At 48.1% G+C, this 25,078-nt stretch carries 24 protein-coding genes and 1 pseudogene; 5 read left to right on the top strand and 20 right to left on the bottom strand.

Annotated features, from left to right (window positions below):
* Window positions 1–24 precede the first annotated feature (24 nt).
* From sufU to ACQ5DJ_RS05000, 9 genes are all read right to left on the bottom strand, one after another.
* Complete coding sequence (sufU, locus tag ACQ5DJ_RS05040; RefSeq protein ID WP_056491927.1) at window positions 25–462, bottom strand: Fe-S cluster assembly sulfur transfer protein SufU; 438 nt, start codon at window positions 460–462, stop codon at window positions 25–27.
* On the bottom strand, window positions 449–1,675 hold the full coding sequence (locus ACQ5DJ_RS05035) for a cysteine desulfurase (protein WP_429841464.1): 1,227 nt from the start codon (window positions 1,673–1,675) through the stop codon (window positions 449–451). Before ACQ5DJ_RS05035 ends, sufU begins: the two co-directional genes overlap by 14 nt.
* Window positions 1,675–2,973: a Fe-S cluster assembly protein SufD gene (gene sufD / locus ACQ5DJ_RS05030; RefSeq protein ID WP_429841463.1), complete on the bottom strand. Its 1,299-nt coding sequence runs from the start codon at window positions 2,971–2,973 to the stop codon at window positions 1,675–1,677. Before sufD ends, ACQ5DJ_RS05035 begins: the two co-directional genes overlap by 1 nt.
* Window positions 2,974–2,994: 21 nt before the next feature.
* The gene (gene sufC, locus ACQ5DJ_RS05025) at window positions 2,995–3,783 is read right to left on the bottom strand and encodes a Fe-S cluster assembly ATPase SufC (protein WP_017251436.1); all 789 of its coding nucleotides are present in this window, start codon (window positions 3,781–3,783) and stop codon (window positions 2,995–2,997) included.
* A gap of 564 nt (window positions 3,784–4,347) precedes the next feature.
* Window positions 4,348–5,931 carry a phosphoenolpyruvate carboxykinase (ATP) gene (pckA, locus tag ACQ5DJ_RS05020; protein WP_429841462.1) on the bottom strand — a complete coding sequence of 528 codons (1,584 nt, stop codon included), beginning with the start codon at window positions 5,929–5,931 and terminating at the stop codon, window positions 4,348–4,350.
* 292 nt (window positions 5,932–6,223) lie between these two features.
* Complete coding sequence (locus tag ACQ5DJ_RS05015) at window positions 6,224–7,366, bottom strand: M20 peptidase aminoacylase family protein (RefSeq protein ID WP_429841461.1); 1,143 nt, start codon at window positions 7,364–7,366, stop codon at window positions 6,224–6,226.
* 58 nt (window positions 7,367–7,424) lie between these two features.
* Window positions 7,425–7,766, bottom strand: a complete 342-nt coding sequence (locus ACQ5DJ_RS05010; RefSeq protein ID WP_429841460.1) for an SCP2 sterol-binding domain-containing protein — start codon at window positions 7,764–7,766, stop codon at window positions 7,425–7,427.
* Between the two features lie 504 nt (window positions 7,767–8,270).
* Complete coding sequence (locus ACQ5DJ_RS05005) at window positions 8,271–8,663, bottom strand: VOC family protein (protein WP_007726371.1); 393 nt, start codon at window positions 8,661–8,663, stop codon at window positions 8,271–8,273.
* A 22-nt stretch (window positions 8,664–8,685) separates the two neighbouring features.
* A complete protein-coding gene (locus ACQ5DJ_RS05000) occupies window positions 8,686–9,126 on the bottom strand; it encodes a hypothetical protein (RefSeq protein ID WP_017251440.1) in 441 nt (146 codons plus the stop codon).
* A gap of 306 nt (window positions 9,127–9,432) precedes the next feature.
* On the opposite strand from ACQ5DJ_RS05000, the gene ACQ5DJ_RS04995 reads away from it, so the two are divergent.
* Window positions 9,433–11,487, top strand: coding sequence for a methyl-accepting chemotaxis protein (locus ACQ5DJ_RS04995; protein WP_429841459.1), 2,055 nt, complete (start codon window positions 9,433–9,435; stop codon window positions 11,485–11,487).
* Between the two features lie 50 nt (window positions 11,488–11,537).
* Here ACQ5DJ_RS04995 and gcvH read toward each other — a convergent pair whose 3' ends face one another.
* The 6 genes from gcvH to ACQ5DJ_RS04965 form a co-directional block, all read right to left on the bottom strand.
* Window positions 11,538–11,918, bottom strand: a complete 381-nt coding sequence (gene gcvH, locus ACQ5DJ_RS04990) for a glycine cleavage system protein GcvH (RefSeq protein ID WP_429841458.1) — start codon at window positions 11,916–11,918, stop codon at window positions 11,538–11,540.
* A 59-nt stretch (window positions 11,919–11,977) separates the two neighbouring features.
* Window positions 11,978–12,430, bottom strand: a complete 453-nt coding sequence (locus ACQ5DJ_RS04985) for a redoxin domain-containing protein (protein WP_429841457.1) — start codon at window positions 12,428–12,430, stop codon at window positions 11,978–11,980.
* A 33-nt stretch (window positions 12,431–12,463) separates the two neighbouring features.
* On the bottom strand, window positions 12,464–13,654 hold the full coding sequence (locus tag ACQ5DJ_RS04980; protein WP_429841456.1) for an aminotransferase class I/II-fold pyridoxal phosphate-dependent enzyme: 1,191 nt from the start codon (window positions 13,652–13,654) through the stop codon (window positions 12,464–12,466).
* Complete coding sequence (locus ACQ5DJ_RS04975; protein WP_429841455.1) at window positions 13,651–14,016, bottom strand: arsenate reductase family protein; 366 nt, start codon at window positions 14,014–14,016, stop codon at window positions 13,651–13,653. Before ACQ5DJ_RS04975 ends, ACQ5DJ_RS04980 begins: the two co-directional genes overlap by 4 nt.
* 132 nt (window positions 14,017–14,148) lie before the next feature.
* Entirely contained in the window at window positions 14,149–14,322 is a 174-nt protein-coding gene (locus ACQ5DJ_RS04970; RefSeq protein ID WP_429841454.1) for a hypothetical protein, read from the bottom strand.
* A 47-nt stretch (window positions 14,323–14,369) separates the two neighbouring features.
* Entirely contained in the window at window positions 14,370–15,182 is an 813-nt protein-coding gene (locus ACQ5DJ_RS04965) for a DUF2797 domain-containing protein (RefSeq protein ID WP_429841453.1), read from the bottom strand.
* Window positions 15,183–15,323: 141 nt separating this feature from the next.
* On the opposite strand from ACQ5DJ_RS04965, the gene ACQ5DJ_RS04960 reads away from it, so the two are divergent.
* The gene (locus ACQ5DJ_RS04960; RefSeq protein ID WP_429841452.1) at window positions 15,324–16,025 is read left to right on the top strand and encodes a polysaccharide deacetylase family protein; all 702 of its coding nucleotides are present in this window, start codon (window positions 15,324–15,326) and stop codon (window positions 16,023–16,025) included.
* Between the two features lie 59 nt (window positions 16,026–16,084).
* Here the strand turns inward: ACQ5DJ_RS04960 and ACQ5DJ_RS04955 are convergent, their stop codons facing one another.
* A complete protein-coding gene (locus ACQ5DJ_RS04955) occupies window positions 16,085–16,813 on the bottom strand; it encodes an amino acid ABC transporter ATP-binding protein (RefSeq protein ID WP_429841451.1) in 729 nt (242 codons plus the stop codon).
* 177 nt (window positions 16,814–16,990) lie between these two features.
* Here ACQ5DJ_RS04955 and sppA point away from each other — a divergent pair, with 177 nt between their 5' ends.
* The 3 genes from sppA (at window position 16,991) to ACQ5DJ_RS04940 (ending at window position 19,604) form a co-directional block, all read left to right on the top strand.
* Window positions 16,991–17,956, top strand: coding sequence for a signal peptide peptidase SppA (gene sppA, locus ACQ5DJ_RS04950; RefSeq protein ID WP_429841450.1), 966 nt, complete (start codon window positions 16,991–16,993; stop codon window positions 17,954–17,956).
* A 29-nt stretch (window positions 17,957–17,985) separates the two neighbouring features.
* Window positions 17,986–18,477, top strand: a complete 492-nt coding sequence (locus tag ACQ5DJ_RS04945) for an RDD family protein (protein WP_429841449.1) — start codon at window positions 17,986–17,988, stop codon at window positions 18,475–18,477.
* A gap of 116 nt (window positions 18,478–18,593) precedes the next feature.
* A complete protein-coding gene (locus tag ACQ5DJ_RS04940) occupies window positions 18,594–19,604 on the top strand; it encodes a CAP-associated domain-containing protein (protein ID WP_429841448.1) in 1,011 nt (336 codons plus the stop codon).
* A gap of 67 nt (window positions 19,605–19,671) precedes the next feature.
* Here ACQ5DJ_RS04940 and ACQ5DJ_RS04935 read toward each other — a convergent pair whose 3' ends face one another.
* From ACQ5DJ_RS04935 to ACQ5DJ_RS04920, 4 genes and pseudogenes are all read right to left on the bottom strand, one after another.
* A complete protein-coding gene (locus tag ACQ5DJ_RS04935; protein ID WP_017251452.1) occupies window positions 19,672–19,824 on the bottom strand; it encodes a hypothetical protein in 153 nt (50 codons plus the stop codon).
* A gap of 133 nt (window positions 19,825–19,957) precedes the next feature.
* Window positions 19,958–21,141: pseudogene (locus ACQ5DJ_RS04930) on the bottom strand (MFS transporter).
* Between the two features lie 28 nt (window positions 21,142–21,169).
* On the bottom strand, window positions 21,170–23,254 hold the full coding sequence (locus ACQ5DJ_RS04925; RefSeq protein WP_429841447.1) for an ABC transporter ATP-binding protein: 2,085 nt from the start codon (window positions 23,252–23,254) through the stop codon (window positions 21,170–21,172).
* Between the two features lie 19 nt (window positions 23,255–23,273).
* A complete protein-coding gene (locus tag ACQ5DJ_RS04920; RefSeq protein ID WP_429841446.1) occupies window positions 23,274–25,016 on the bottom strand; it encodes an ABC transporter ATP-binding protein in 1,743 nt (580 codons plus the stop codon).
* Between the last annotated feature and the right edge of the window lie 62 nt (window positions 25,017–25,078).

Below are 25,078 nucleotides of genomic sequence, written 5' to 3'. Positions count from 1 at the left end.
CATGTTCATGTCCCTTACCTATCACTATTCCTGCTCCGCCTGTTTGACCCCTTGCTCCAATGCTTTCCAAGCCAATGTCGCGCACTTGATTCGCGCTGGGAACTTGGCTACGCCAGACAAGGCTTCGATATCACCAAGATCAATCGAGTCATCGATTTCTTTACCTTGCATCATATCGGAGAATTTCTGTGACAGCTCCAGTGCTTCAGCAACTGGTTTGCCTTTGACCGCATCCGTCATCATTGATGCAGACGACATGCTGATCGAACAGCCTTCTCCGAGGAACTTGGCATCTACCACCTTGCCATCCTCCACTTTCAAGGAGAGCGAGATGCTGTCGCCACAGGTCGGGTTATTCAAATTTACAATGAGTCCTTCGGATTCTTCCAGCTTCCCGCGGTTGCGCGGTTTCTGGTAGTGATCCATAATGACGCGGCGGTATAAATCATCAAGAGAAGACATTGCCGAAATACTCCTTCGTCTTCTTCAAGCCCGCGATCAGCACATCCACTTCTTCTTCTGTATTGTACAGGTAGAAGCTTGCCCGAGCGGTAGCCGTCACATTCAGCCAACGCATCAGCGGTTGTGCGCAGTGATGACCGGCACGAACTGCGATTCCGTAACTGTCCAGCACCGTCGCCAGGTCATGCGGATGTACTGTATCCAGGTTGAATGTAATTAAACAGCTGCGGTCCTGCTGTGGGCCGTAAATCTTCAATCCTTCGATCTCGCGCATTTGTTCCATCGCGTAATTGACGAGATGTTTTTCATGACGCTCGATATTGTCCATTCCGATCTCTTCCAAAAAGTCAATCGCTGCTCCCAATCCGATAGCACCTGCGATGATCGGAGTTCCCCCTTCAAATTTCCAAGGGAGCTCCTTCCACGTGGAATCGTACATATCCACATAGTCGATCATTTCTCCGCCGAACTCCATCGGCTCCACACGCTCCAGCACCTCACGCTTGCCATACAGGACACCTACGCCTGTCGGACCAGCCATCTTGTGCGCGGAAAACGTATAAAAATCGCAATCCAAATCCTGGACGTCGATTTTCTTGTGTGGAGCACCCTGCGCTCCGTCAACAAACAGAAGTGCACCATGCTGATGGGCGATTTGGGCAATTTCCTTGATTGGGGTAGTATCCCCCAATACGTTGGAAACATGGTGAATAGCAACGAGTTTAGTATTGTCCGTAATGGTTTCCTTGACCGCTTCCAGAGTAACGGTACCGTCCTCTGCCAGCGGAATGAACTTAAAAGTCGCTCCGGTCGCCTTGGCTGCCTGCTGCCAAGGAATGAAATTGGCGTGATGCTCCACCAATGTGGTCACGATTTCATCTCCCGGCTTAAGGAACATGCGAGCATAGCCATACGCTACCGTATTACAAGCAGATGTCGTACCACGCGTAAAGACGATTTCTGCGGCTTCACGGGCGTTGATGAAGGCGCGAACTTTTTCACGCGCGCCCTCGTACCCATCTGTCGCTATGTTACCCAAGGTGTGCACGCCACGGTGCACATTGGAGTTATACTCCCTGTAGTATTTATCCATCGCCTCAATAACCTGAATCGGTTTTTGAGAGGTTGCACCATTGTCCAGATAAACAAGCGGATGTCCGTTTATTTCCTGGTCAAGGATGGGAAAATATTTCCGAAGCTCCTTGGCGTTCATTAGCCTAACTTCCTTTCAAGCGCCTGACGGAGTCTGTTTTTCACTTCTTCTACTGGAATCTCAGCAACAACTGGCTCCAGGAAGCCGAGAATGATCAGACGTTCTGCGCCTTGACGGGAAATACCACGGGACATCAAGTAGAAGATAGACTCTTCACTAAAACGTCCTACCGAAGCTGCGTGACCCGCTTTAACGTCATCCTCGTCGATCAACAGGATCGGGTTGGCATCACCGCGAGATTTATCGCTCAGCATCAGGATGTTTTCCGCCTGTACGCCGTTTGCCTTTTCAGCGCCTTTTTCGATTTTCGTGATACCGTTCAGGATACTCACTGCTTCATTCGTCATAACAGCTTTGCTCACCATGTCAGACTCGGTGTGCGTGCCGATATGCTGAACTTGGGAAGTGAGGTTTTGACGTTGGGAACCAGTTCCTACAGAAATGGATTTGGTCTCTGCGATCGAAGCAGTTCCCTTGAGAATGGTGGTGTTGTTGGCAACGGTATTGCCATCGTTCATCTCACCCAAAATCCATTCCATTTTTCCATCACGCTCAACGGTTGCACGACGGAAGCTGTAGTCGTGAACGTCTACAGACAGTGAACGTACAGAAGCTACTTGCACAGATGCTCCCGCGCCTACATATACTTCAACTAGGCTGTTCGCAACCATGCTTTTGCCTTCGCCAGATACATATGTATCCACGTAGGTTACTTTGCTGTTCGCTTCTGCCACGATCAAAACATGTGGAGCCAACAGAGCGTTGTCGCCTGCGATTTCATACACAGCTTGCAGTGGAACATCTACTTCCACGTTTTTCGGAACGTAGAGGAATACGCCACCATTCACAACCGCCGTATGCAGAGCAGTCAGCTTGTGCTCATCAAGTGCGATAACGTTCAGCAAGTATTTTTGCACGAGATCGCCATGTGTTTGCAGTGCATCAGCAAAAGTCGTGAAAATCACGCCTTGTGCCTTCAGCTCATCGGAAACTGCTTGAAAAACAGTAGAAGCATTTTTTTGTACCAACAGGTTTTTCACGCTGTCGACATCGATTTGTGCTTTTACCAAATCGCTGAGTTCATTCGCCGCTGCCACCTTTGCAGTGGTTTGGAACGGATCGAAATCAACGGTATTCCATTTATCAATCTTCGTTTTCTCCAAGGCAGGGAGCGCCAGCTCTCCCGCCGCCTTCAGTCCAGCGAGGCGCTTTTCCAGGAACCAGGCAGGCTCCTGATTAGCTTTGGAGTACTGGGTGATCGCCTCGGAATCGAAGCGTAGCTGTACATCCACACTCATTTCACTGCTGCCTCCTTCATCCTACACGTTGGCGTTTACGGTTTCGTCCTCGATGCCGAGTTCTTCCTTGATCCAGTCATAGCCTTCTGCCTCCAGGCGTTCAGCCAGCTCAGGGCCACCGGACTTCACGATACGACCTTGCATCATGACGTGTACGAAGTCAGGCTTTACATAGTTCAGCAAACGCTGGTAGTGCGTAATAATCAAGAATCCGCGGTCTGCGGAGCGCATTTCGTTTACACCAGCTGCAACGATTTTCAATGCGTCGATGTCCAAACCGGAGTCGATTTCATCCAGAATACAGATAGCTGGCTCCAAGAGCATCATTTGCAGAATCTCGTTACGCTTTTTCTCACCACCAGAGAAACCTTCATTCAGGTAACGGTGGGAGAAAGACTCATCCATTTCCAGCGTGTTCATCTTTTTGTCCATCTCACGGATGAATTTCATCAGGGAGATTTCGTTTCCTTCGCCACGGCGTGCGTTGATCGCGGAACGCAGGAAGTCAGAGTTAGTTACACCGCTGATTTCAGACGGGTATTGCATCGCCAGGAACAGACCTGCACGTGCGCGCTCGTCTACTGCCATTTCCAACAAGTCTTCGTCATTGATCAGCACTTCGCCATCGGTTACCTCATATTTTGGGTGACCCATCAATGTGGATGCCAATGTCGATTTACCGGTACCATTTGGTCCCATGATCGCGTGCACTTCGCCGCCCTTGATCTCCAAATTCAGGCCTTTGAGGATCTCTTTGTCCTCGATCTTGGCGCGAAGGTTTTTTATTTGCAAATGCGGTACTGCTGTCATCTGAATTCCCTCCATACACGTCAAAAGTGAGTTGGTAAATTCTCAATCCATTCTCAATAACTATCTTATAATAAGAATAATTATAAATCAAGGAATGAAACATATCTGTATTTTTTATATCATTATATTTAGAAAGTCCGTTTTTGCGCATGGATCCTTCCTAAATATTGTTGCCTCCGCAGCATTTTTCCCTTTGTAACTTTTGGGCATACGTCTCCGTCTAAACTCCAGGTACTTTTTGTAAAAAAGTACCACTGGATTAACGATTGCACGACGAAGAAAGAAGTCGTTTCCAAAGGTTATGTCAAGCTGACAGGAATGAGTAATCAGTAGTTCCTCGCTATGTATCGCTATCACTCTATGGAAAAGGTCCCTTCGGAAGCTTACCTGACTCTATTTCGACAGTCAAATGGAAAAGTTGTCCCATTCCTTACTTCGAAAGTACTCGATGCAACAAGGAACGGATAAGCTCAAAACCGTCGGTCACACGCTAACGGTTTTTTTACGTTTTCACGAAGAAAAAACGGATAGACCTTATCGTCTACCCGTTTCTCTCCTGTTCGGTTACTTTACTTTAGGACCCGCATTCGCAATATCTGTTGCATTCGGGAATTTCTTCTCGAAATTCTCAATGAAGCGTGCAGCCAGATCAGCCGATTGCTTGTCGTAATCTTCTTTGTTTGCCCATGTATTACGTGGTTGCAGAACTTCAGCAGGAACGTTCGGGCAAGAAGTCGGTACTTGTACCCCGAAAATCTCGTCAGCTACATAGTCTACTTTTTCTAGCTCACCGTTCAATGCTGCTGTTACCATCGCACGCGTGTAGGACAGCTTCATACGTTGGCCAACACCTACCGGGCCACCAGTCCAACCAGTGTTCACCAGGTATACTTGAACCTTGCGCTCGTCAATCTTCTTACCGAGCATTTCTGCATATACTACAGGATGCAGTGGCAAGAATGGAGAACCGAAGCAAGTAGAAAACTCTGTTTGCGGAGCGGTTACGCCACGCTCTGTACCTGCCATTTTGCTGGTGTAGCCAGACAGGAAGTGATACATGGCTTGCTCTTTGCTCAGCTTGGAGATTGGAGGCAATACACCGAACGAATCGGCTGTCAAAAAGACGATAACATTTGGTTGCCCGCCCACGCCTGGAATCACAGCACCCGGAATTGCTTCTACTGGGTACGCAGCGCGTGTATTCTCTGTATATTTGGTGCTATCGTAGTCTGCTACACGAGTTGCTTCGTTTACGTCTACATTTTCAAGTACGGTACCGAACTGGATTGCTTTCCAGATTTGCGGTTCGCCTTCTTCAGACAGCTTGACGCATTTTGCATAGCATCCGCCTTCGATATTGAACACGCCATTGTCAGACCAGCCGTGCTCATCGTCACCGATCAAGAAACGGTCTGGATCAGCAGACAGCGTTGTTTTTCCTGTACCGGACAAACCAAAGAACAGGGCAACGTCTCCGTCTTTACCTACGTTCGCAGAGCAGTGCATCGAGAGTACGTTGCGCTCTGGAAGCAGCATGTTCATGACGCTGAAGATCGACTTTTTCATTTCGCCAGCATACTCAGTGCCACCGATCAACACTGTCTTTTGCTCAAAGCTCATCACGATGAAGGTCTCGGAGTTTGTTCCGTGTACCGCAGGATTTGCCTTGAAATTAGGCGCATAGATAACCGTGAATTCTGATTCGTGCGCAGCCAGTTCTTCTTCGGACGGACGGATGAACAACTGACGTGCAAACAGGTTGTGCCATGCGAATTCGTTCACTACGCGGATTGGCAGGCGATAGGTTGTATCTGCACCCGCAAAACCATCGAAGACAAACAGTTCATCTTTTGATTGTAAGTATTGGAGCACGTCTTGTTGAAGTGCTTGGAATTTTTCAGTACTGATTGGTTGGTTAACCGGACCCCAGTTGATTTTATCGTGTACGGAAGCTTCGTCCACCACAAATTTGTCCTTTGGCGAACGGCCGGTAAACTTCCCTGTTAGCGCATTGAGCGCCCCCTTATCGGTCAAAATCCCTTCGCCACGCTTCACTGTCATCTCAACAAGATTAGCTACAGGCAAGTTATGATACACTTTCGTAGCTCCAAGAATGTCAGAAAGCTTTTGAACCGTATTGGTTTCCATGTGTGAACGATCTCCTTCCCAAAATGTGTATCATTTATTGTGACTTTCTAATTGTCGCTCGATTTGTAATTAGTATATCACATTTAGCTAAATAAGCTACATAATTTTATAATCTCTCATGGAGAATGTGTGAATAACCCTCCTCATGCGTATTATTCCCCAACAGCAGTATTTTGTCCACAAACCAATCAGTCTATCGACTATACGGAAAGTACACAGAGACATTTTCCCCATAAAAAGAGCAACACCAAGAGTTTACTCCCTTAGTGTTGCTCTCACAAGGCATAAAGATTTACGTATTTTCAAACGTTTTTACGACTGTCTGACACAATATCGCCACACCCTTTTCCAATGCAGAGCGGTCAAAGTGCATCAGCGGATGATGGAGTCCTGGTACCAAATCACATCCAAGGGCCAGCATCGTCGCCTTGATATGAGGGCGCTCTACCGTATAGTAGTGGAAATCCTCCGCTCCCGGACTGACAGGCGCCGCTCGCAAATTCTCTTGACCGAGCACATCTACGATCGCCTGCTCCATAAATGCCTTCGCTTGATCATCGACCTCTGCCGCTACCATGCGCGACCCGGCCTCTACCTCTATACGTGCCTGAAAAGACTCCGCAACTCCGTCGATCATTTGACGAACTCGATTCACCAGGTCATCCATCGCCTGATTCGTCTGCGCTCGCAGATCAAGAGCAAAACGCGCCTTGTCCGGAATAATGTTGTAGCTCTCTCCCCCGGCTTGCAGCATGGTCATTTTAACTGTGGCAGGCACCATCGGATTGATATGGATATGTCCAAGTCCTGAAATAATCGCTCCTGCTACTTCAATCACATTGATTCCGAGATGCGGTCTCGCTCCGTGCGCAGCGACTCCTGTGATTTCCCCGTAGAGAAACATGGCTGCTCCGTTGTAAATAGCGGGTCCCGCCGTTCCATTTGCCATCTCCTGAATCGGTCTTAAGTGAACCCCGTACAAATAATCGATGTCATCGACGACACCCTTCTCCACCAGCTTCAATGCTCCCGTTCCTTTTTCTTCTGCTGGTTGGAACAAAATTTTTAACGTTCCGGGCGGTTGATATCCGGCGGCAACCAATGTTTCTACCGTTTCCACGATTAGTGTCATATGAGCGTCATGACCGCAGGAATGATTCGCGCGCCATTCACCGTCCACTTCTTGCCAAAGAGCATCGATATCTGTGCGCAAGCCAACAACTGGCTTCCCTTCGCCCCATTCAGCTACTAATCCTGTACAATCGTCAAAAGTCGTAACACGCAGTCCCAAGGCACGCATACGCTCCGCCAAATAACGAGTCGTTTCTACTTCCTTCCAGCTTATCTCCGGATTTTCATGCAGATGACGGAATGTTTCGGCAATAGCATCTTTACGTGCAGCAACCGCTTGTTGCAACGACATAACAGTAGACATCAAAGCGCCTCCTTCAAAACCGTTTCTTCCTATTATATCATACTGCCCAATAGACAGTTCACCGACAAGTTAGTCGCAAAATGGCATCGAGCTTCAATTGGTCGCGCAATGGCCCTGCTATTTGCACCTTTTCTTTGGCGAGTGCATAGACAAGCTCATCGCCGCCAAACAGCATACGCATTTGTTTCTCCGCTCCCCTGATGATCAAATCGGCAGGCTGCTCTTCTGTCCACACATCCCAGGATGTAATACCTTTTGCTATCGTCAATTGCCACTGTGATGGTAAATCATCGACCACGATTCCGATCCTGCGCTCCCATCCTGCTGTTATGAACCGCAAGTGTGCTTTTCCTTGCAGTCTCTCGCCCAGTTCAAAAAGCAGTCTGCCCATTCCGATCATCTACACGCCACCCCTCTCTTCCCAATTGGGTTCGTGGCCTGTCAGGTCGAATCCTTTGGCGAGGAATGAGAGTCACTGTCGGCTGTTGTCAGGGGGGCCATCTTTTTCTCGACATTGTAAGAAAGACCTTTAAAGAAGGCTTTTGAGTCAACATAGTGGAGGAGAAGAAAAAGCACAGTTCTCTTCGACTCTGACACGCCCGCAAGGGAGAGTGGACTGTCCGTCTACACTTCAAAAAGGGGACCGTCGAGCCAAAGCCACCCTACGGGCGGACGTTTCTCAAGGAAGAAGTGTTCGACAAGCGTGGTTCCCTTTTTGAAGTTCCGACTGGGAAGGCTTTGTCAAGGTCTGCGAGCCCTGTGCTTTTTCTTCTCACCAGCTTTGCTTGTTCATCGGTACCTTTTAAAACGTAAAGAAGATCATCTACACCCTTTATGCCGCACGACAATGTAAGATGGCAAAAAATAAAAAAGCATCCGCTTTACGCAGATGCTTCCTGAAACACTACTCATCAAACTCGTCTTTATCGAGTCGCACCTCTAGGTGGTGACCATCGGGTGTCTCAAAATACAAATTATAGCTAGTAGGCTGTGTAATTGGGCCACGATAGCAAATATTCTCTGCCTCTAGCTTATCAACCAGATAGTCCAGCTCAGCTCGGCTTTGCACAGAGAAGGCGAGATGATCGACCTGCCCTACGCCGCCTTTCCCAGCTTCCCCGCCATGAGGATGAAGACCGATCCGTGTGTATGTGCCAATTTGAAAGTAGACAGGTGCTCCTTCCGTCATATTCTCTTCCGGGATAGGGACTTCCAAAATGTCCTTAAAAAAACGAGCTACCTTCACAACATCACTACAATTCAATGCGATGTGGTGAACGGCTTTCAAATGAAACATTCACACTGCCTCCCACGTCAACTCAGGTCATGCGCTCTTGTGCGACATTAGCTTTTCTTTTATTGTACTGCTTCAATCGCTCACTTAACCGTCTTAAACGAATCATCAATGCTTCCCGCCAATCGTCATCCTGTAACTCCTTGGCGACTCCGAGCAGATCAAGTGAAATATCGATCTGCTGCTTTAATACTTCGGCGAAGCTGGCCGCTTCATCCGTCATGGTACAATTCTCAAACAACTCGGATGTATTGTCAACACTCACAAAGTCAGCAAAATCCACTTCTGGAGCCTGATCTCCCTGAGCATATTCTACTAAAATTTCGTATTCTCCCTCAATACCAGGATGAACCTCAATTCTGTCACATACAGGACAAAACATGATGGGGACATTGTGTACAAGCGTTTTATAATGACGGACTGAGCCTACGGAACCTACCATTCCAGCACCACAACAAAAACTCATATAGTCTCCCTCCCTATTCGCCAAATCAAACGTCCATGTCCGTTTTTGGTCGAAACTTCTGTCTGTATCCGCATTGTAGCTTATATACCCATTAACACTCCACCCGCAAATGATACCAATGAAGGAAATCGCATAAAGATTTGGTTTATCTATTTTACTCGATTTGCTTTGATTTCTGCAACATTTTCTGACTAGTGCGAATATTTTCCCTCATTTGCCTAAATCCATCATATAAGATAGTCTCAATCTATCCGATAATAAGGAATAATAATCGTTTTAGCAAAAATTTAAAAGGAGAGCGGTTTCATGTTTCGTTTCAAAAGTCTTCGTGCTCGGACACTGACTATTACCCTTCCTGTCATTATCTTGACACTTTTGCTCGTTGTGGGTATCGGTTTCTGGTTCTCTGTCGACCAACTGAACCAGGAAATTGAGGACAAAATGAATTATCAACTAGATATGGTCGGCAGCAATGTGGAAAAGCAACTGGAAGCCCACAGCAAGGTAACCCTGAGTATGGCTCGCTTTATTGAAATGGCTCCTATTACAAATTCGCTGGAGCAGTTAAATTCCCTGCTGTTCAAAACCGTTCTCATTAATGATACGACAGTCGGAATGGGAATTTTCATGGAACCTTACGCTTTTGACCCGAACAAAAAACTCGTTGCTACATACGGGGCAAAGAACGACGGCAAGGTTAACATTACAGATGAATACAGCAGCGCCTCCTATAACTATCCAAATCAAGACTGGTACAAGGTAGGCAGCACGACTACTAAGAAAACCGATTATTCAGAGCCGTACTTCGACGAAATTTCCAAGGTGTCGATGGTGACGGTAGTCGCTCCTTTTTACACGCCGGATAAAAAGCTTCTGGGTGTGGCCACTGACGATATTACACTCACTGACGTGGAAAAGCTCGTCTCCAGTACAAAAGTTGGCGAAACAGGCTGGGCCTTTTTGGTGGATCAAAAAGGGAGATACCTCGCTCATCCTCAATCAGACAAGCTAATGAATCAATCCGTTCTATCTGACGAGAATGCTTCCTTGGCAGCAATAGGTCCTTCTCTTTTAGAAGAGAAGACAGGAATGAAGACGTTTGACGATGAAAACGGCATCAATCGTGTTTATTTTCAAGAGCTCGGAGATACAAAATGGACAATCGCTCTCGTGATGCCCGAAAAAGAATTTGCTGATCCTCTCTATGACTTGTTCTTTGAGCTTTGTACGGTGAGCCTGATCGGGCTGTTGATCATGATTGCTGTCATTTATTACTTCAGCAAATACCTGACCAAACAAATCGAGCGCGCCAACCATCTGTCACAAGCACTCTCCAATGGCGATTTTACCGCTTCCATGGATATTCAGACAGCCGATGAGATGGGGGTTATGGCAAATCGCTTCAACTCCATGACAGCAACCTTGCGCGAAACGCTGGGTCAAGTCAGCTTCAACGCTCAACAGGTTGCTGCTACGTCTGAGCAATTGATGGCAAGTGCGGAACAGACGAGCAAAGCAACAGAGCAGATCGCTCAATCCGTTCAAGAAATTGCCAACGGTACAGAGCAGCAAGTGGATGCGACTGTTCAAGGCTATGAAGTCATCAACGAGATTGCCGTGCACATTGAAGTGATGGAAAAAGGAATTGAGGATGTAAATCTCTCTACACAAGAAGCGAACCGCCAAGCCACAAATGGCAATCAGATGGCAGCTAAAACGGTCGAGCACATGGATGTGATCCATAGCCAAATGGCCAAGACCTCTACCATTGTCAATACACTAGGCAAACGCTCCCAAGAGATTGGAGAAATGATCTCACTCATCACGACAATCGCCAATCAAACCAACCTGCTCGCTCTGAACGCCGCTATCGAAGCAGCTCGCGCCGGAGAACAAGGACGAGGGTTTGCCGTTGTAGCCGACGAGGTGCGCAAACTGGCCGAACAGTCCAGCTCTGCCGCCGAGCAAGTCAGTCACATCGTCACCGTGATTCAGCAGGACACAGGCTCAGCGATCGCGGCAATGAGTCATGGCGCTTCTATTTTGGGAGAAGGCATGACCCTCGTTCGCTCAACAGGAAATGCTTTTGAGCAAATTACTGGCTCCACGTCGGGGCTGCTCGTCCGCATGAATGAAGTGACAACAGAAATGAGCAAGATCAGTCAGCAAATGCAAACGATTGTATCCGCAATAACGCATATTACACAAATCGCAGAACAATCAGCCGGCAACTCTCAGACGGTTGCAGCAGCAGCGGAAGAACAAACCGCTTCCATGGAGGAAATCTCTTCAGCCGCTACGATGCTGGCGAAAATGGCAGAAGAGCTTAATGATGCAGTACGAACATTCAAGTTGGAGTAGTCCATAAATAAAGAACAGCCGGAGCATAAAAGCCCCGGCTTTTTTGTTTCCTATTCTTTTACCATCGCTTCGTATTTGTCTGCATCCATCAGCTTGTCCAGCCCAGCTGTATCAGACAATTCGACGACGATCATCCATGCTTGCTCGTATGGCGAGGAATTAACCAGTTCAGGTGCATCTTCCAGTTCGCCATTTACTTCTACTACTTTACCAGTTACAGGAGCGTACAGTTCAGAAACGGTTTTTACCGATTCCACGCTGCCAAACGGCTCATCCTGTTGGATTGTCGTGCCTACCTCAGGCAGTTCGACAAACACGATGTCACCCAGCTCTGATTGAGCAAAAGAAGTGATTCCGATGTACGCCTTGTTTCCTTCTACTCGCACCCACTCATGCTCTTCACTGTAACGTAGATTTTTCGGGAATTCCATCGTTTACATATCCTCCTATCGGGTACAATCCATTACACATACATAATTAGACGAACATTCTAGGATTCCTCTTCGATCCCCAAAATTCTGAACAAGCGTTTTTTTACCAGTTGGAGACCCTTCTCTCCTGCCTGAAAATGACGTAACTGAAGAGCCTCGTCAAACAAATAAAAAGCGGGGACGTATTCATTCTGGAATGCATCGGCTGTCTCTCTATCATTATCGATTGCAATAGGGTGTGTCAAATGTTGTTCTGCAATCGCCTTCTTGATCAGCTCGATGTCTGTATCTTTTTCCGAATGAGGCATATGAATTCCAATGACCTTCAAACCGTTAGCAGCGTATTGATCTCGCCATTCGTTTATGCTTGGCATCGATTCCTTGCACATGTAACAACTGACGGACCAGATATGCACCAAGACAGGACTTCCTACCAAATCAGCTTTGGTTACTTGCCCGTTGATCCACTCCGTAATCCCAGGAAAGTCAGGCATTTCTTCGTGCAAACGCATGAAAGCTCATCCCCTCTTTTTTGACTTCAACCGCTACACACTCGTTTTCATGCGAAGAATCCCGGATTGATCGATGGCAGCCACAGCCTCTAACAGGATCTCGGGAGGTTGGACAAGAGCAATTCGTACATACCCTTCTCCTTCTTCGCCGAAGGCACTTCCCGGAACGACCACGACTCCGGCTTTCTCCAGTAAAGCGAAGGCAAACTCTCGTGACGTCCAGCCATTCGGTACAGCTGCCCAGACGAACATGGTCGCCTTAGGAGATGGAATGCTCCATCCTGCCTTTGCCAATGCACCCAGCAACACATCACGCCGTTCTTGGTAAACGGGTGCGACCGTGTTTTTCCCACCCGATTCCCGATCCTTTCGCAAAGCCTCAATGGCCATTTGCTGTACAGGCAAAAAGACGCCGTAATCGATATTGGATTTTACAATCGCAAGCGGATTAATAATGTCTGCATTTCCTACAACGTAAGCGATCCGGCAACCTGCCATATTGAAGCTCTTGGAAAACGAATTAAATTCAATTCCCACTTCCTTCGCTCCTGGCACTTGCAAAAAGCTTGGCGCTTGGTAGCCGTCAAACACCATCTCCGAATAGGCCAAATCATGAACCACGATAATGTCAAAACGCTTGGCAAAAGCCACGACTTCTTCAAAAAAAGCAAGGGTAGCGACCGCGGAAATCGGATTATTCGGATAGTTCAGAATCATAAACGTTGCACGAGCCGCTATCTCCTCTGGAATGTCTGTCAGCTTTGGCAAAAATTCATTTTCTGCCCGCAGAGGCATCCGGTAAGGTACCGCTCCCGCCAAATGAACACTGCCTTCGTAGATTGGATACCCAGGATCAGGTACGAGGACGATATCTCCAGGATCGGTCCATGCCAAAGCAAAGTGAGCCAAACCATCCTGAGACCCCATCAGGGAATGAACCTCCCCATCTGGCGCTAGTTCCACCCCAAAACGATATTGATACCAGTGGGCGACCTCTTCTCGGAAGGCCGCCGTTCCATCGCTCAATGGATAGCGAAAAGCAGCTGGTTGCTGGATGGCATGGATTAACGTTTGCAGTAGCTTCTCGTCAGGCTGCTGATCAGGACTGCCGATGCTCAAGTCGTATACCGTTCTGGTTTTGGCAACTTCCCTTTTGCGAGCCTCCATCTCTGAAAAAATATCGGCGGAAAGATGGTTCAGTCTGTTGGAAGGTTGGCGCATCATGCCTTCCCTCCCCAAGCCTTCTCCAGCTCTTCTTCTTTGAAACCAAGGGTTACAATACGATCGCTTGCGATAAGAGGCCGTTTGATCAGCTTGCCATTGGAAGCCAACAGCTCTAGCATTTCATCCTCTGACATCGTAGGAAGCTTGTCCTTTAAGCCGAGCTCGCGGTAATGGACTCCACTCACATTGAAAAACTTGCGCAAATCGAGACCGCTTGTCTGCCAAATTTGACGCAGCTCTTCTTTGGAAGGCGGTGCATCCACAATCGGAATTTCTTCGAAGCCAATATTTTGATCCGTAAGCCATTTTTTCGCTTTGCGGCATGTATCACATTTGTTGTACAGGTAGGCTTTCATTGTCATATTCAATTCCTCGCTTTTTCGTTTCTGTCATTTATTTATTGTAAAAGAATTGATAGACGTGTAGCAAACAAAAACGACAGCCGTCCCTCTCTTCTGGCTGTCGTCATACGTTTTCTTCTCATGTGGAATCTGTTATTCGGTGCGCTCGCTCTTTGCGTAATCTTTCTCATTCGTCTGGTCAGGATTAACCTGCCACATTTGCGAAAGCGGCGAGAAGGGCACCCCTAGTTGCTTGGCATTCTGGTCTTCCACAGCCTCAGCCAGTGTCCCAGTTAAAGGCATGGTGTACTCAATGTGCTCATCCATCTGCCCATCCTCCTTCACATTTCCTAGTGTGAGGAGTTTGCACGTCATTATGCAGACGGTTTTGCTTTGATCTCGACTTGGTAGCCAGCATGCTTTCTCGTCTGGAATACACCAGTGTCAAAAATCAAATACTGTGCTTTTACACCGATCAATCGCCCGCCGAGCTGTTCTTCTTTATCGAGTGTCTTGGAATTAATTTTATCTAGTGACTCCAAGATCGGATAGGCAATATCTACCCATTCGTCCTCGCGATATTGGAACGCTTTAAACTGTTCAGGAAAATGACCGTATACTTCGTCACGCATGGCGAGCAAGTCAATTTCCTTCACATCTCCCTTGAGCATTTTGCGCCAGTTGGTCTTGTCCGGCAAAAACTGACTCAAGTGGAATTCAAGCTCCCCAGCCATCCGACGAGTAGGAACCTCCGCAATCGGGATTGCGCGAATCGCACCTTGATCCACCCAGCGTCTCAATTCATTATGCTTGCGAGTCAATCCTACCTTTATATCACTCGACACTGCCAGATAGACAAAATGAGGAATCATGCAATATCTCTCACCGAAGCTCTCGTCCCGGCAAGTCCCCAAGTCAAAATGACATTCGTGCGGCTTGACGATGCACAAGTCATTTTCCGGCAGCTTGGTAAAACAGGGATAGCAATACCCGCTGTTAAACGTCTTGTTTGTTTTGCGGCCACAGGCAATACAATTTTTTTCGCCTAAAAACGAAATCGTCAATTCACTGCCCAGCCATTCATTAAGCGGAAGGCGATCTTCACCGATATTCAAATAGTAGTCTACCGGCTTGTCCCCTCCATGATACTCATGTGTTAGTCCTTGCAAAATACCGCGGAGTTCCACCAAACTCTCTCCTCTCCTATGTACGGTTCTTCCATTTTAACATAACCGCCCCCTACTCTGACCGCTGTTTTCTTTTGGTAGCATGTTTTCCCTGGCAGGAGGTGAACCTAATCACATCCCAAAAGAAGGAGGCGATTGTTCATGCGCAAATGCATACGGTACGCCTTGCTTTTCGCCTGCCTTCTTGGCTACGGCACCCTACCCGCTTTTGCCCAGCAAACACTGCCTTCGTATGAGCCGATCCACAGAATCGACACAGAGAAAAAGGTCGTCGCCCTCACTTTTGATGATGGGCCAGATGCTATCTACACGCCCAAAATTCTTGAGGTGCTACACCAGTACAATGTTCGCGCTACGTTTTTTGTCCTTGGCTCACAAGTGGACAAGCATCCAAAGGTCCTGCAGTGGATTTACAAGGCCGGGCATGAAATCGGCAACCACGGCTACCACCATTTTGACCTGAACAAGCTGACCGAACATGAAGTGTACGAAGACATCAAGCATGCAGAGCGCTCCATTTTAAAGACGACCGGCATTTTGGCGCAATACTACCGTCCCCCCTACGGCATCATGACACATGACGTCATGAATGCAGTTCAATCCAGTGGCTACGACATCATTCACTGGTCGATTGATCCTCGTGATTGGTCTTTGGCACGCACGGCTAACGTCATTGCCAAAAGCGTCAAAAGCAATGTCTCCTCCGGGGATATCATCCTGTTTCATGATGGGGGTCTGAACCAGCGGCAAACAGTCGCCGCACTCCGGGAGCTCATCACAGATTTGCGTTCGCAGGGCTATCGATTTGTCACGGTCAGTCAATTGTTGGATGCAGCAAAATAATACGGCACCAGTGCCTCGTTTTTCATGAAACGAAACGAAGCGACTGGTGCCCTTCTTTTTTACGCCAATACCTTGCCCAAGAACGAGCGCAAGCGATCGTTGCTGTTCTTGCCAAAAACCTCACTGGGATGACCTTCTGCCATGATGATACCCTGATCCATAAAAATGATTCGGTCGCCCACTTCCTTGGCAAAATTCATTTCATGTGTGACGACTACCATTGTCATGCCCTCTTTGGCTAAATTTTTGATGACGGCAAGCACCTCTCCTACCAGCTCCGGATCTAGGGCGGATGTCGGCTCATCAAACAGCATAACCTTTGGATTCATGGCGAGCGCCCTTGCGATTGCGACTCGTTGCATCTGCCCCCCAGACAGCCGCTCGGGATACACATCGGCCTTATCCTGGAGCCCTACCTTCTGTAAGAGAACCAAGCCTTGCTTGCGGGCTTCTTCCTGGGACATTTTCTTCACTTTTACAGGGGCCAGCATGACGTTTTCCAGCACCGTTTTATGCGGGAAGAGATTAAAGCGCTGAAAGACCATCCCGACCTCTTCTCTGACTTTATTAATATCGGTCTTGGGGTCTGACAAATTATGTCCGTTGATGACAATCCTTCCGCTACTCATTTCCTCCAGCTGATTCAAGCAACGTAAAAACGTGCTCTTGCCCGAGCCAGACGGACCAATGACACAGACTACTTCCTTTTCTGCCACCTGAGTCGTAATGCCTTTCAACACTTTCAGATCGCCATAGTTCTTCGTCAAATCCGACACCTGTATAATCATTTGTCTGTCCCCCTATTGCGATAAAACAAGCTTGTAGTTCTTGTGCTTTCATTTTACCGCAATAGTCGAAAGATTGCATGAATTTACTATTAGTCTACCTCAATCCCATTTTTTCCAGTGCTCGTTCCATGCGTAACTCTGCCCTCGACAGCTCATGATAAGTGTGAGGTGGTTTTCATGCATCGAAAAAAATGGGTCGCGCTCGTAATCGTACTGGCCGTTTTTCTATTAGGGCTTTTGGTGGAGGGGATTTACGGGACTTATACTGATCTCGTCGACCATCCTGGGTTCGCTTGGGAAGAAAATGTAGTATCGGGCTATGGCAACAGCAAAATTGTGCAGCTGTTTGTAAACGGCGTTATTTCAGGGCAACAAAATAGCGCTGGGCTGCCTTCTATGACAGAGCTATTGACTGAACAGCTACGCCGAATTGAAGAGGATGAGATGGTGAAAGCCGTGGTCCTTCGCATTGATAGTCCAGGGGGAGAGGTCGTCGCTACCGATGAACTGCACAGACGCTTGCTACGGCTCAAGCAGGTTCGCAATCTTCCTATTGTCGTCAGCATGGGTTCCACAGCGGCCTCAGGCGGCTATTACTTGGCCACATCAGGAGATGCGATTTTTGCCAATCCCAACACACTAACTGGCAGCCTCGGCGTCATTTTCAATCTGTTTAACTATAGTGAAGCTGCGAACAAGCTAGGTGTACATCAATACGCAATCAAAAGCGGACGATTCAAGGACATCGGCAGTCCAGCCCGGCCACTGACGGACCCAGAACGGCACATTTTCCAAACACTCGTCAACGAAAGCTACAACAATTTCGTCGACGTCATCGTCAAAGGCCGCAACCTCTCCCGCCAACGCGTGCTGGAAATCGCTGACGGCCGTGTCTATTCCGGTGAGCAAGCAAAACGCCTGGGACTCATCGATGAATTCGGCGATTTGGAGGAAGCGACACGCTACGCCCTCTCTTTGTCTGGAGAAAAAGAAGCCTTGGTCATACGCTATGCAGACCAACTCTCCATCAGCAAGCTATTATTCAGCATGAAGCAGTACTGGTCGAATCCTGATCCGCTTGGCCTCAATCGAATATGGGACCGCCAAAATTCACCTCGCCTACTGTATCAGTTCATGCCTTAGCCTGTTAAATAGGAAAGGAGTGGCTTCTCATGAACCAGCTTCCCGACGATGAAAAAACACATGATCCTAATTCCTTTGATCCATATTCGGAAGCCCATCCACAGCATTCGTATGCTGGCTTCTGGATTCGTGTCGTAGCCTCGCTCCTTGATTCGATGTTCTTGATCGGGATTAGCTACCTCATTTTCAATCCGTTGCGACGTTTTTTTGCGGTTCCATACGCCTCTTTTCATTTCATCGATTTGGTAGAGGTGTTGTTTGATCTCCTCTATATGATCTTGCTGACTTGGTGGACCGGACAAACCTTGGGAAAGCTGATCACAGGCATCCGTGTCATCAGTGCCAGACAGACGCGAGGTAATCTGTCTGGCGGACAGGTATTACTACGAGAAGTCATCGGCAAATTCGTTGCTTCACTCGTATTCGGACTCGGCTATCTATGGGTTGCATGGCATCCACGTAAGCAAGGCTGGCATGATCTCATCGCCAAAACGTATGTCATCCGTGATCGTCGACCGTAACCTCCGCTCTATAGCGGGGGTTTTATTTTTGCATCCTTGGTCCCTATTTTTGTAGGTGCTTCCTGCCGATACCATTACCAACAAGGCAGATCCTATCTAACCGAGGAGGAAGATACATGCGTAAACAGAAAGTAACCAGCATCCTCGCCTTGAGCCTTTCGCTGGCTCTGCTCGGCCACGTTGCCCCTGTCCTTCCTGTTTCAGCTGCATCTGCTGTCCCTCAAGCAGCAGCCGTTAAAACGAATGACGTCTATAACCTTCAGCTAGGTATGAGCACAGATCAGGTAGAACAAACATTAGGCAAGCCTGCCCGCATTGATCCTAGTCATACGGGCGTGGAATGGTGGATTTACAATCAAGATTTGAACAACTATATTCAAGTGGGCATGCAAAACGGCAAAGTCGTGACGTTGTTTACCAATGGCGCCAAGCTGAATCTGAATGGCATCACGATTGGCTCTACGACAAAAGACCTACAAAATAGCTGGGGTGCACCGCAAGACACGCTGACGATCATCCCAAGTCTGCGTATCCAAAAAAATACCCTTACTCACCCGACCTATCTCCAAAACAATCAGGCGATAACCTTCTCTATCGATCAGCTGGGTGGAAATAAGGTCGCAGGAGTGCGCATCTCTACTCCTGAGCATTTTGCCACCGTTGCTATTGGCTTGATGTATCCCATTTCCTATTCGAAATTACCGGAACTGCCGAAACTGACAGACGCACAGATGAAGCAGGCAGCACTCGCATACGAGAAACAAAATTTGGACTTGCTCAACGTGGCAAGGCAACGTGCCAAGCTGCCCGTTATCACTTGGGATGAACAAGTGGCAGCAGTGGCCAGAGCACACAGCCAAGACATGGGCCAGAATAACTTTTTCAACCATACCTCCCCATCTACGGGAAGTCCGTTTGATCGTTTGAAGCAGGCCGGCATTCGTTACAGCTCAGCTGGTGAAAATATTGCCTACGGACAGCTAGACGGGATCGAAGCCCACATGAGCTGGATGAACTCCGCAGGCCATCGTCAAAACTTGCTCCATCCAAATTTCAAGCAGCTCGGTGTCGGTATCGTTATGAAAGACGGCCGACCGTATTTTACGCAAAATTTTGTTACTCGCTAATACTAAAGCAGCAAAAAGACACGCCGTCGTCAGTGGCGTGTCTTTTTCTGTGTACACAAGGGCAAAGCTATGGCTGCGAAGTTGCATTTGTAGTGGCAGGTGCAGGTGCAGACGGTGTCGGAGCCTGGCCGTCATCTGAGAAAAACGGAATGATTACCAAACTGAGCACGAAAAATAAGATCCAGGCAATGCCTCTTCTGAAAATGCATGGTGTCAGCATCGGGTAACCCCTTCCAATCCTGCTGTTCTACTTACTATTCATACGCTTCCCTCCTTGATGCCCGTTTATGCTTTTTTGGGCAAAAAAATAAAGACTTCGCCAAAAATTTGGCGAAGCTTATCCATCCTTGTTTTTACCCCTGTTTTTGCAATGGCATTGAATATGTCTGTTCCTGGGTTGCTTTTTGTTTGAAAAACAGGCAAGCTGCCGCAAAAACAATGAGCAGCGATCCCATCAGCCAAAAGATCGTCCACGGCTCCCACACGTCCATCAGGAGGCCATTCACATTCGGAGCCAAAATACTGGCGACACCAAAATTGACCCCCGCGATAATTCCTGCGGTAGGAACCATCGATGCTGGTAAAATATCTGCCGAAAAAGCCAAGCCCAGCGAGTAAAAGGAACCGACTGCCGCTCCAGCTATAGCCAACAACAGCATCATCAGCCATATGTTTTCACCTGCAAACGGGAACAGGAAGAAGGCCAATCCCCCTATTAGCGCACATGCGAGCATGACCTGCTTGCGTCCTATACGGTCACTCAATGCCCCAAGCGGCATCTGCAAGATAATACTTCCCACGACAAACGACGGAAGAATCAAGGAAACCCATTCAATGGACAAACCGGTACGCAAGGCATAAACGGGAAAACTGCCGTTGAGCGACGTCTCCATGAATCCGAATAAAAACGAAGGAATCAGCGCCAGCCAGGCAAGTCGTAAAACAAATGCGTATTTGTTTTGCTTCTTTTCCGTTTGTTCGATCTGTGCAGGGAACTCATTTTTGATTCGGGATAATAATAAGAAGGCAATCAGATACAGAACAAGTAAGGCGCCAAAAGGTACCCAAATCCCCAAATGCAGCACGCTTAAGCCTAATGGACCTATACTAAAGCCCACGCCATATGCTAGCCCGTAAATGGAAAGATCGCGTCCTCGATTCTCGGGAGCTGCGATCTTGGTCACCCACATTTGGCTGGCGTAATGTAAACCACTATCGCCCACACCCATCAATAAACGTAATACGAACCATACCGCCAAATGGCTGAACATCGGGATGAGCGCTGTTGCGATCGTCACCAACAGCAACCCCCATAATATTGTGGATCGGTATCCAATGCGCCGCAGTGGGATTTCCAAAAATGGATTGACCATGACCATCCCAATATACAAGGCAGCGGCGTTGAGTCCGTTCATTACGGATGAAACGCCTTGTTTTCCAATAAAACTGTCAGCATCGGGATCGTTAATCCTTGGCTTAACCCTGCAATACCGACAACCAAAATCAACACCCAAAAGGTGTAACGCGTCTGTGACATCGTGTTGTTTCTCCTTCCTAGCTCCCTACTAAGCACTCTCTACGGAAGCACTCCCCTGTTGAAGCTGATACATTTTTTGATAAAGACCATTTTGCGTCATGAGTTCATCATGGGTACCTCGCTCCATGATTGCACCACGGGACAAAACAAGAATCTGGTCGGCGTGCTGAATCGTCGACAATCGATGTGCAATAATGAATGTCGTCCTACCTTTTGATAGTACATGCAACGCTTCCTGAATAGCTAGCTCTGTTTCACTGTCAATGCTTGCCGTTGCTTCATCCAAGATCAGCATCGCAGGATCAGCAGCCAGTGCCCGAGCAAAAGAGATCAATTGGCGTTGGCCTGCGGATAGCGTCATGCCTCGCTCGACGACTGGTTCGTCATAACCGCCCGGCAGCTTGGAAATGAATTCGTCAGCTCGTACAGCATTTGCAGCCCGCTTCACTTCTTCATCCGTAATCGTATCATTGTACATGCGGATATTGAATCCAATGCTTCCCGTAAACAAGAACGGGTCCTGCAAAACGAGACCGACATGACTACGCAATGATTGCGTATCAATCTGTCTCATATCTTGCCCGTCGATCAAAATGCTCCCTTTCGTCACCGGATAGAACCCAAGCAGCAAATTCATCAAAGAGCTTTTTCCCGATCCGGTGTGTCCTACCAACGCAATCGTCTGACCAGGCTGTGCCGTAAAGGAGACGTTTTTCAAGACGTAATCGTCACCCTGATAAGCAAAAGATACGTTATCAAAAACAACCTCTCCACGCGGTCGCTCGATTTGTGCACCCGTTTCTTTCTTCTCCGTGGTCTCATCCATAATTTCGAAGACGCGCCCCGCCGAAATGGTCGCCTGCTGCATTTGTGACAACCGATTCATGATCATGTTGATCGGCTCGAAAAAACGCCCCATGTAATCGACAAAAGCAAAAAGCGCACCAAAGGAAATCGCGCTGTGGAAGGAAGTCGAGCCGTAATACCAGACGATCATGGTCAAGGAAATTTTCCAGATCAGATCTACCGCTGGTCGCAAAAGCAAGGATTCCAGATTGATTTCTTTCATCCTCACCTTGAAGTAGTCTTCGTTTACATCAGCAAACTCTTTTTGTACACCTTTCTCCCTACGAAAAGCCTGCACAATCGTCATGTTCTGAATCATTTCATTGATCGTTGTATTCATATCACCAAGCTTCGCACGAATCACCGCATAGTAGCGAGAGCTGTACTTTTGATACACGTAGACTAACAGTACGAGCACTGGCACCGTCAAAAAGCAGAAAAGGGCGAGCTCAGGCTGCAAGATGTAGAGCGCGGTCAAGATTCCAATCAAATAAAGACCGTTCTGTACAAATGTGGCAAGCACACTTACATACAGCTCACGGATGGCTTCTGTATCATTGCTCACACGGGAGACAAGCGCACCTACTGGCGTTTTGTCAAAAAAGGCAACCGGGAGCTTTTGCAAATGGATAAACAGCTTCATCCGCATTTGCTGAATGATGCGCTGAGCGATCTTTTGCAGCCACAAAATCTGGACGTAGTTGAATCCTGCTGAGAGCAAGATCAGTGCTCCATAACCTACGGACAGCCAGACAATTGGCAGGACATCCCCCTGATACATCGCCTTGACTTCCTCTGCGGTCAGCCGAATGCCTGTGGAGGTCATCTTTTGACCTGATTGATCCTTCGTTGTTACCTCGAAGCGTTCCCTGCCGCTTTCAGGCGCAATCGGGGTGAATTGCTTCTGCGTGTTTGGATTCACCTTGCCGGAAACCAAGTAATAGGTCGTGCCTTCTGTCAGCACGGTTACTTCTTTGTGACGGATACCGTCCAAAGCAAGACCCGTCTTTGCTGCGACATCTTCACGAATATAGTTCGTACCGTTCAATGAGGCCACTTGTCCAGCTGCATGTGGTGGCACTTCGTCTAGTTGATACCAAGGCTTTTGGATCGCTAGGATGTGATTATCAATCATGACCTTGGCTAAAAAAGGACCCGCCAACTCTGCACTCGTTCCCAGCAGGAGCAGGAATAGTGCGCCCAGTATTTGCTTTTGAAATGGCCTGGCGTACTCGGTCAAACGCCCCCATACATTTTCTTTACTCATGAAACGCTTTCCCCCTCTCTCAACCAGCCACATCCTGTTCCATTTGCTGACGACGGTACTGCTCTGCATACCAGCCGTTACGCTGCACTAGCTCGTCATGTGTCCCACGTTCGACGATCTGTCCCTCATCCAGCACGAGAATCAGTTGTGCATGCTGGACGGCAGATAGACGATGAGCGGTAATAATCGTCGTTTTATCTGCGCGCTCCTGTCTCAGATGACGAAGGATGCTCTCCTCTGTCCGTGCATCCACAGCCGATAAAGAATCGTCGAGAATCAAGATACCCGCATCCATCAAAAGAGCGCGTGCAATGGAAATGCGCTGTTTTTGCCCTCCAGAGAGGGTGACCCCCTTCTCTCCAACCATGGTTTGCAATCCATCTCTGAATTGCACCAGATCTCTCTTCATCTCCGCAAGCTCCAACGCATGCATCACGTCCTCGGTCGTCGCTTGTGGTTTCCCGAATCTAACATTTTCTGCAATCGTCCGTGAGAACAGCAAATGCTCCTGAGGCACATAGCCGATTTTTTCTCGCAGTGTATCGAAAGCAAGTCCCTCAATCGGGATGCCCCCGATAAACAGAGCTTTTTCCTTCATCTGATATTGATGCAATAAGGCACGGCATAGCGTCGACTTGCCGCTTCCGGTCCGCCCGACAATCCCAAGTGTCTCTCCTTCGCCCAAACGAAACGAGATGTCGGTGAGTGCCGGCTTGTCAGTACCCGGATACGTAAAGGAAAAATGGCGTGCTTCTACGGTATTGGCGATTTGGCTCGTGACCGGATTCGCTGCCTCCGTCACATCTGACTGCTCCACCATTAGCTCTGTAAAACGCTTGTGGGAAGCGCCACCGCGTTGCAACACATTGACTAGCCAACCAAAGGCGAACATCGGCCAAATTAAAAGTCCCAAGTATAAATTGAATGCAACCAAATCCCCTAAGGAGATGGCACTGGTGAAAACCAAATACGTCCCATAGCCCAGCCCGATCAAAAAGCTGAAGCCAATAATAATCGCGATCGTTGGCTCGAACAGGGCGTCGATCCGCGAAACACTCACATTTCGCTCCAACGTTTTTTCACTGACCCGGCGATATGCCTCGATATCGGCTTTTTCCTGAACAAATGCTCTCAATACCCGAACGCCCGATACGGATTGTTGAACATGATCATTCATCTCTCCAAAAGCTTCCTGCGCCAAGTAAAAGCGCTCATGCAGCAACCTTCCATAATACGCCGTTGACCAAGCCAAAAACGGCATCGGGATCAGTGCAGCCAGCGTCAGCTTCCAATCAATCGCGGTCACCATGACGCCAAGCGTTAACAAAGTCATGAACAACGCATCGACAAGCGTAAGCACCCCTGTACTAGCCGTTTGTTCAATGGCAGGAATGTCGTTGGTAGCGACGGCCATCAGATCCCCACTGCGTTTTCGATGAAAAAATGACGGGGTCATTCTCGTCAAATGGGCAAACAATCGCTCGCGCAACGTCCTCTCCAGTATCAAGGCCCCCCCATTTAACAAGTACCGCCAGAGAAAGCGCAGTCCATACAAACTAACACCCAAAACGAGCAAGATAACCACTGTTTGCGTCAAGTCAGTGTTTGTCAGGGAACTGTTGCGAATCGAATCCACCGTGTCCCCGATTAATTTCGGTGGCCAAAGCATGAGGACATCAATAATAAAAAGCACAGAGATTCCAAGGACGTACCGCTTCCAATAGGCACGGAAAAACCAAGATAATTGCCGAAGTGTCTGCATGTAAATCACCTCTATTTATTAAACCTAACAGCACGACTAAAAAAGGGCTTGCGAATCACACG

Origin of the sequence: Brevibacillus sp. FIR094, from assembly GCF_050477165.1 — a bacterium.
Lineage (GTDB): Bacteria > Bacillota > Bacilli > Brevibacillales > Brevibacillaceae > Brevibacillus.
Note: the sequence above shows the minus strand (reverse complement) of the source record. Positions and strands in the feature narration are given on the sequence as shown.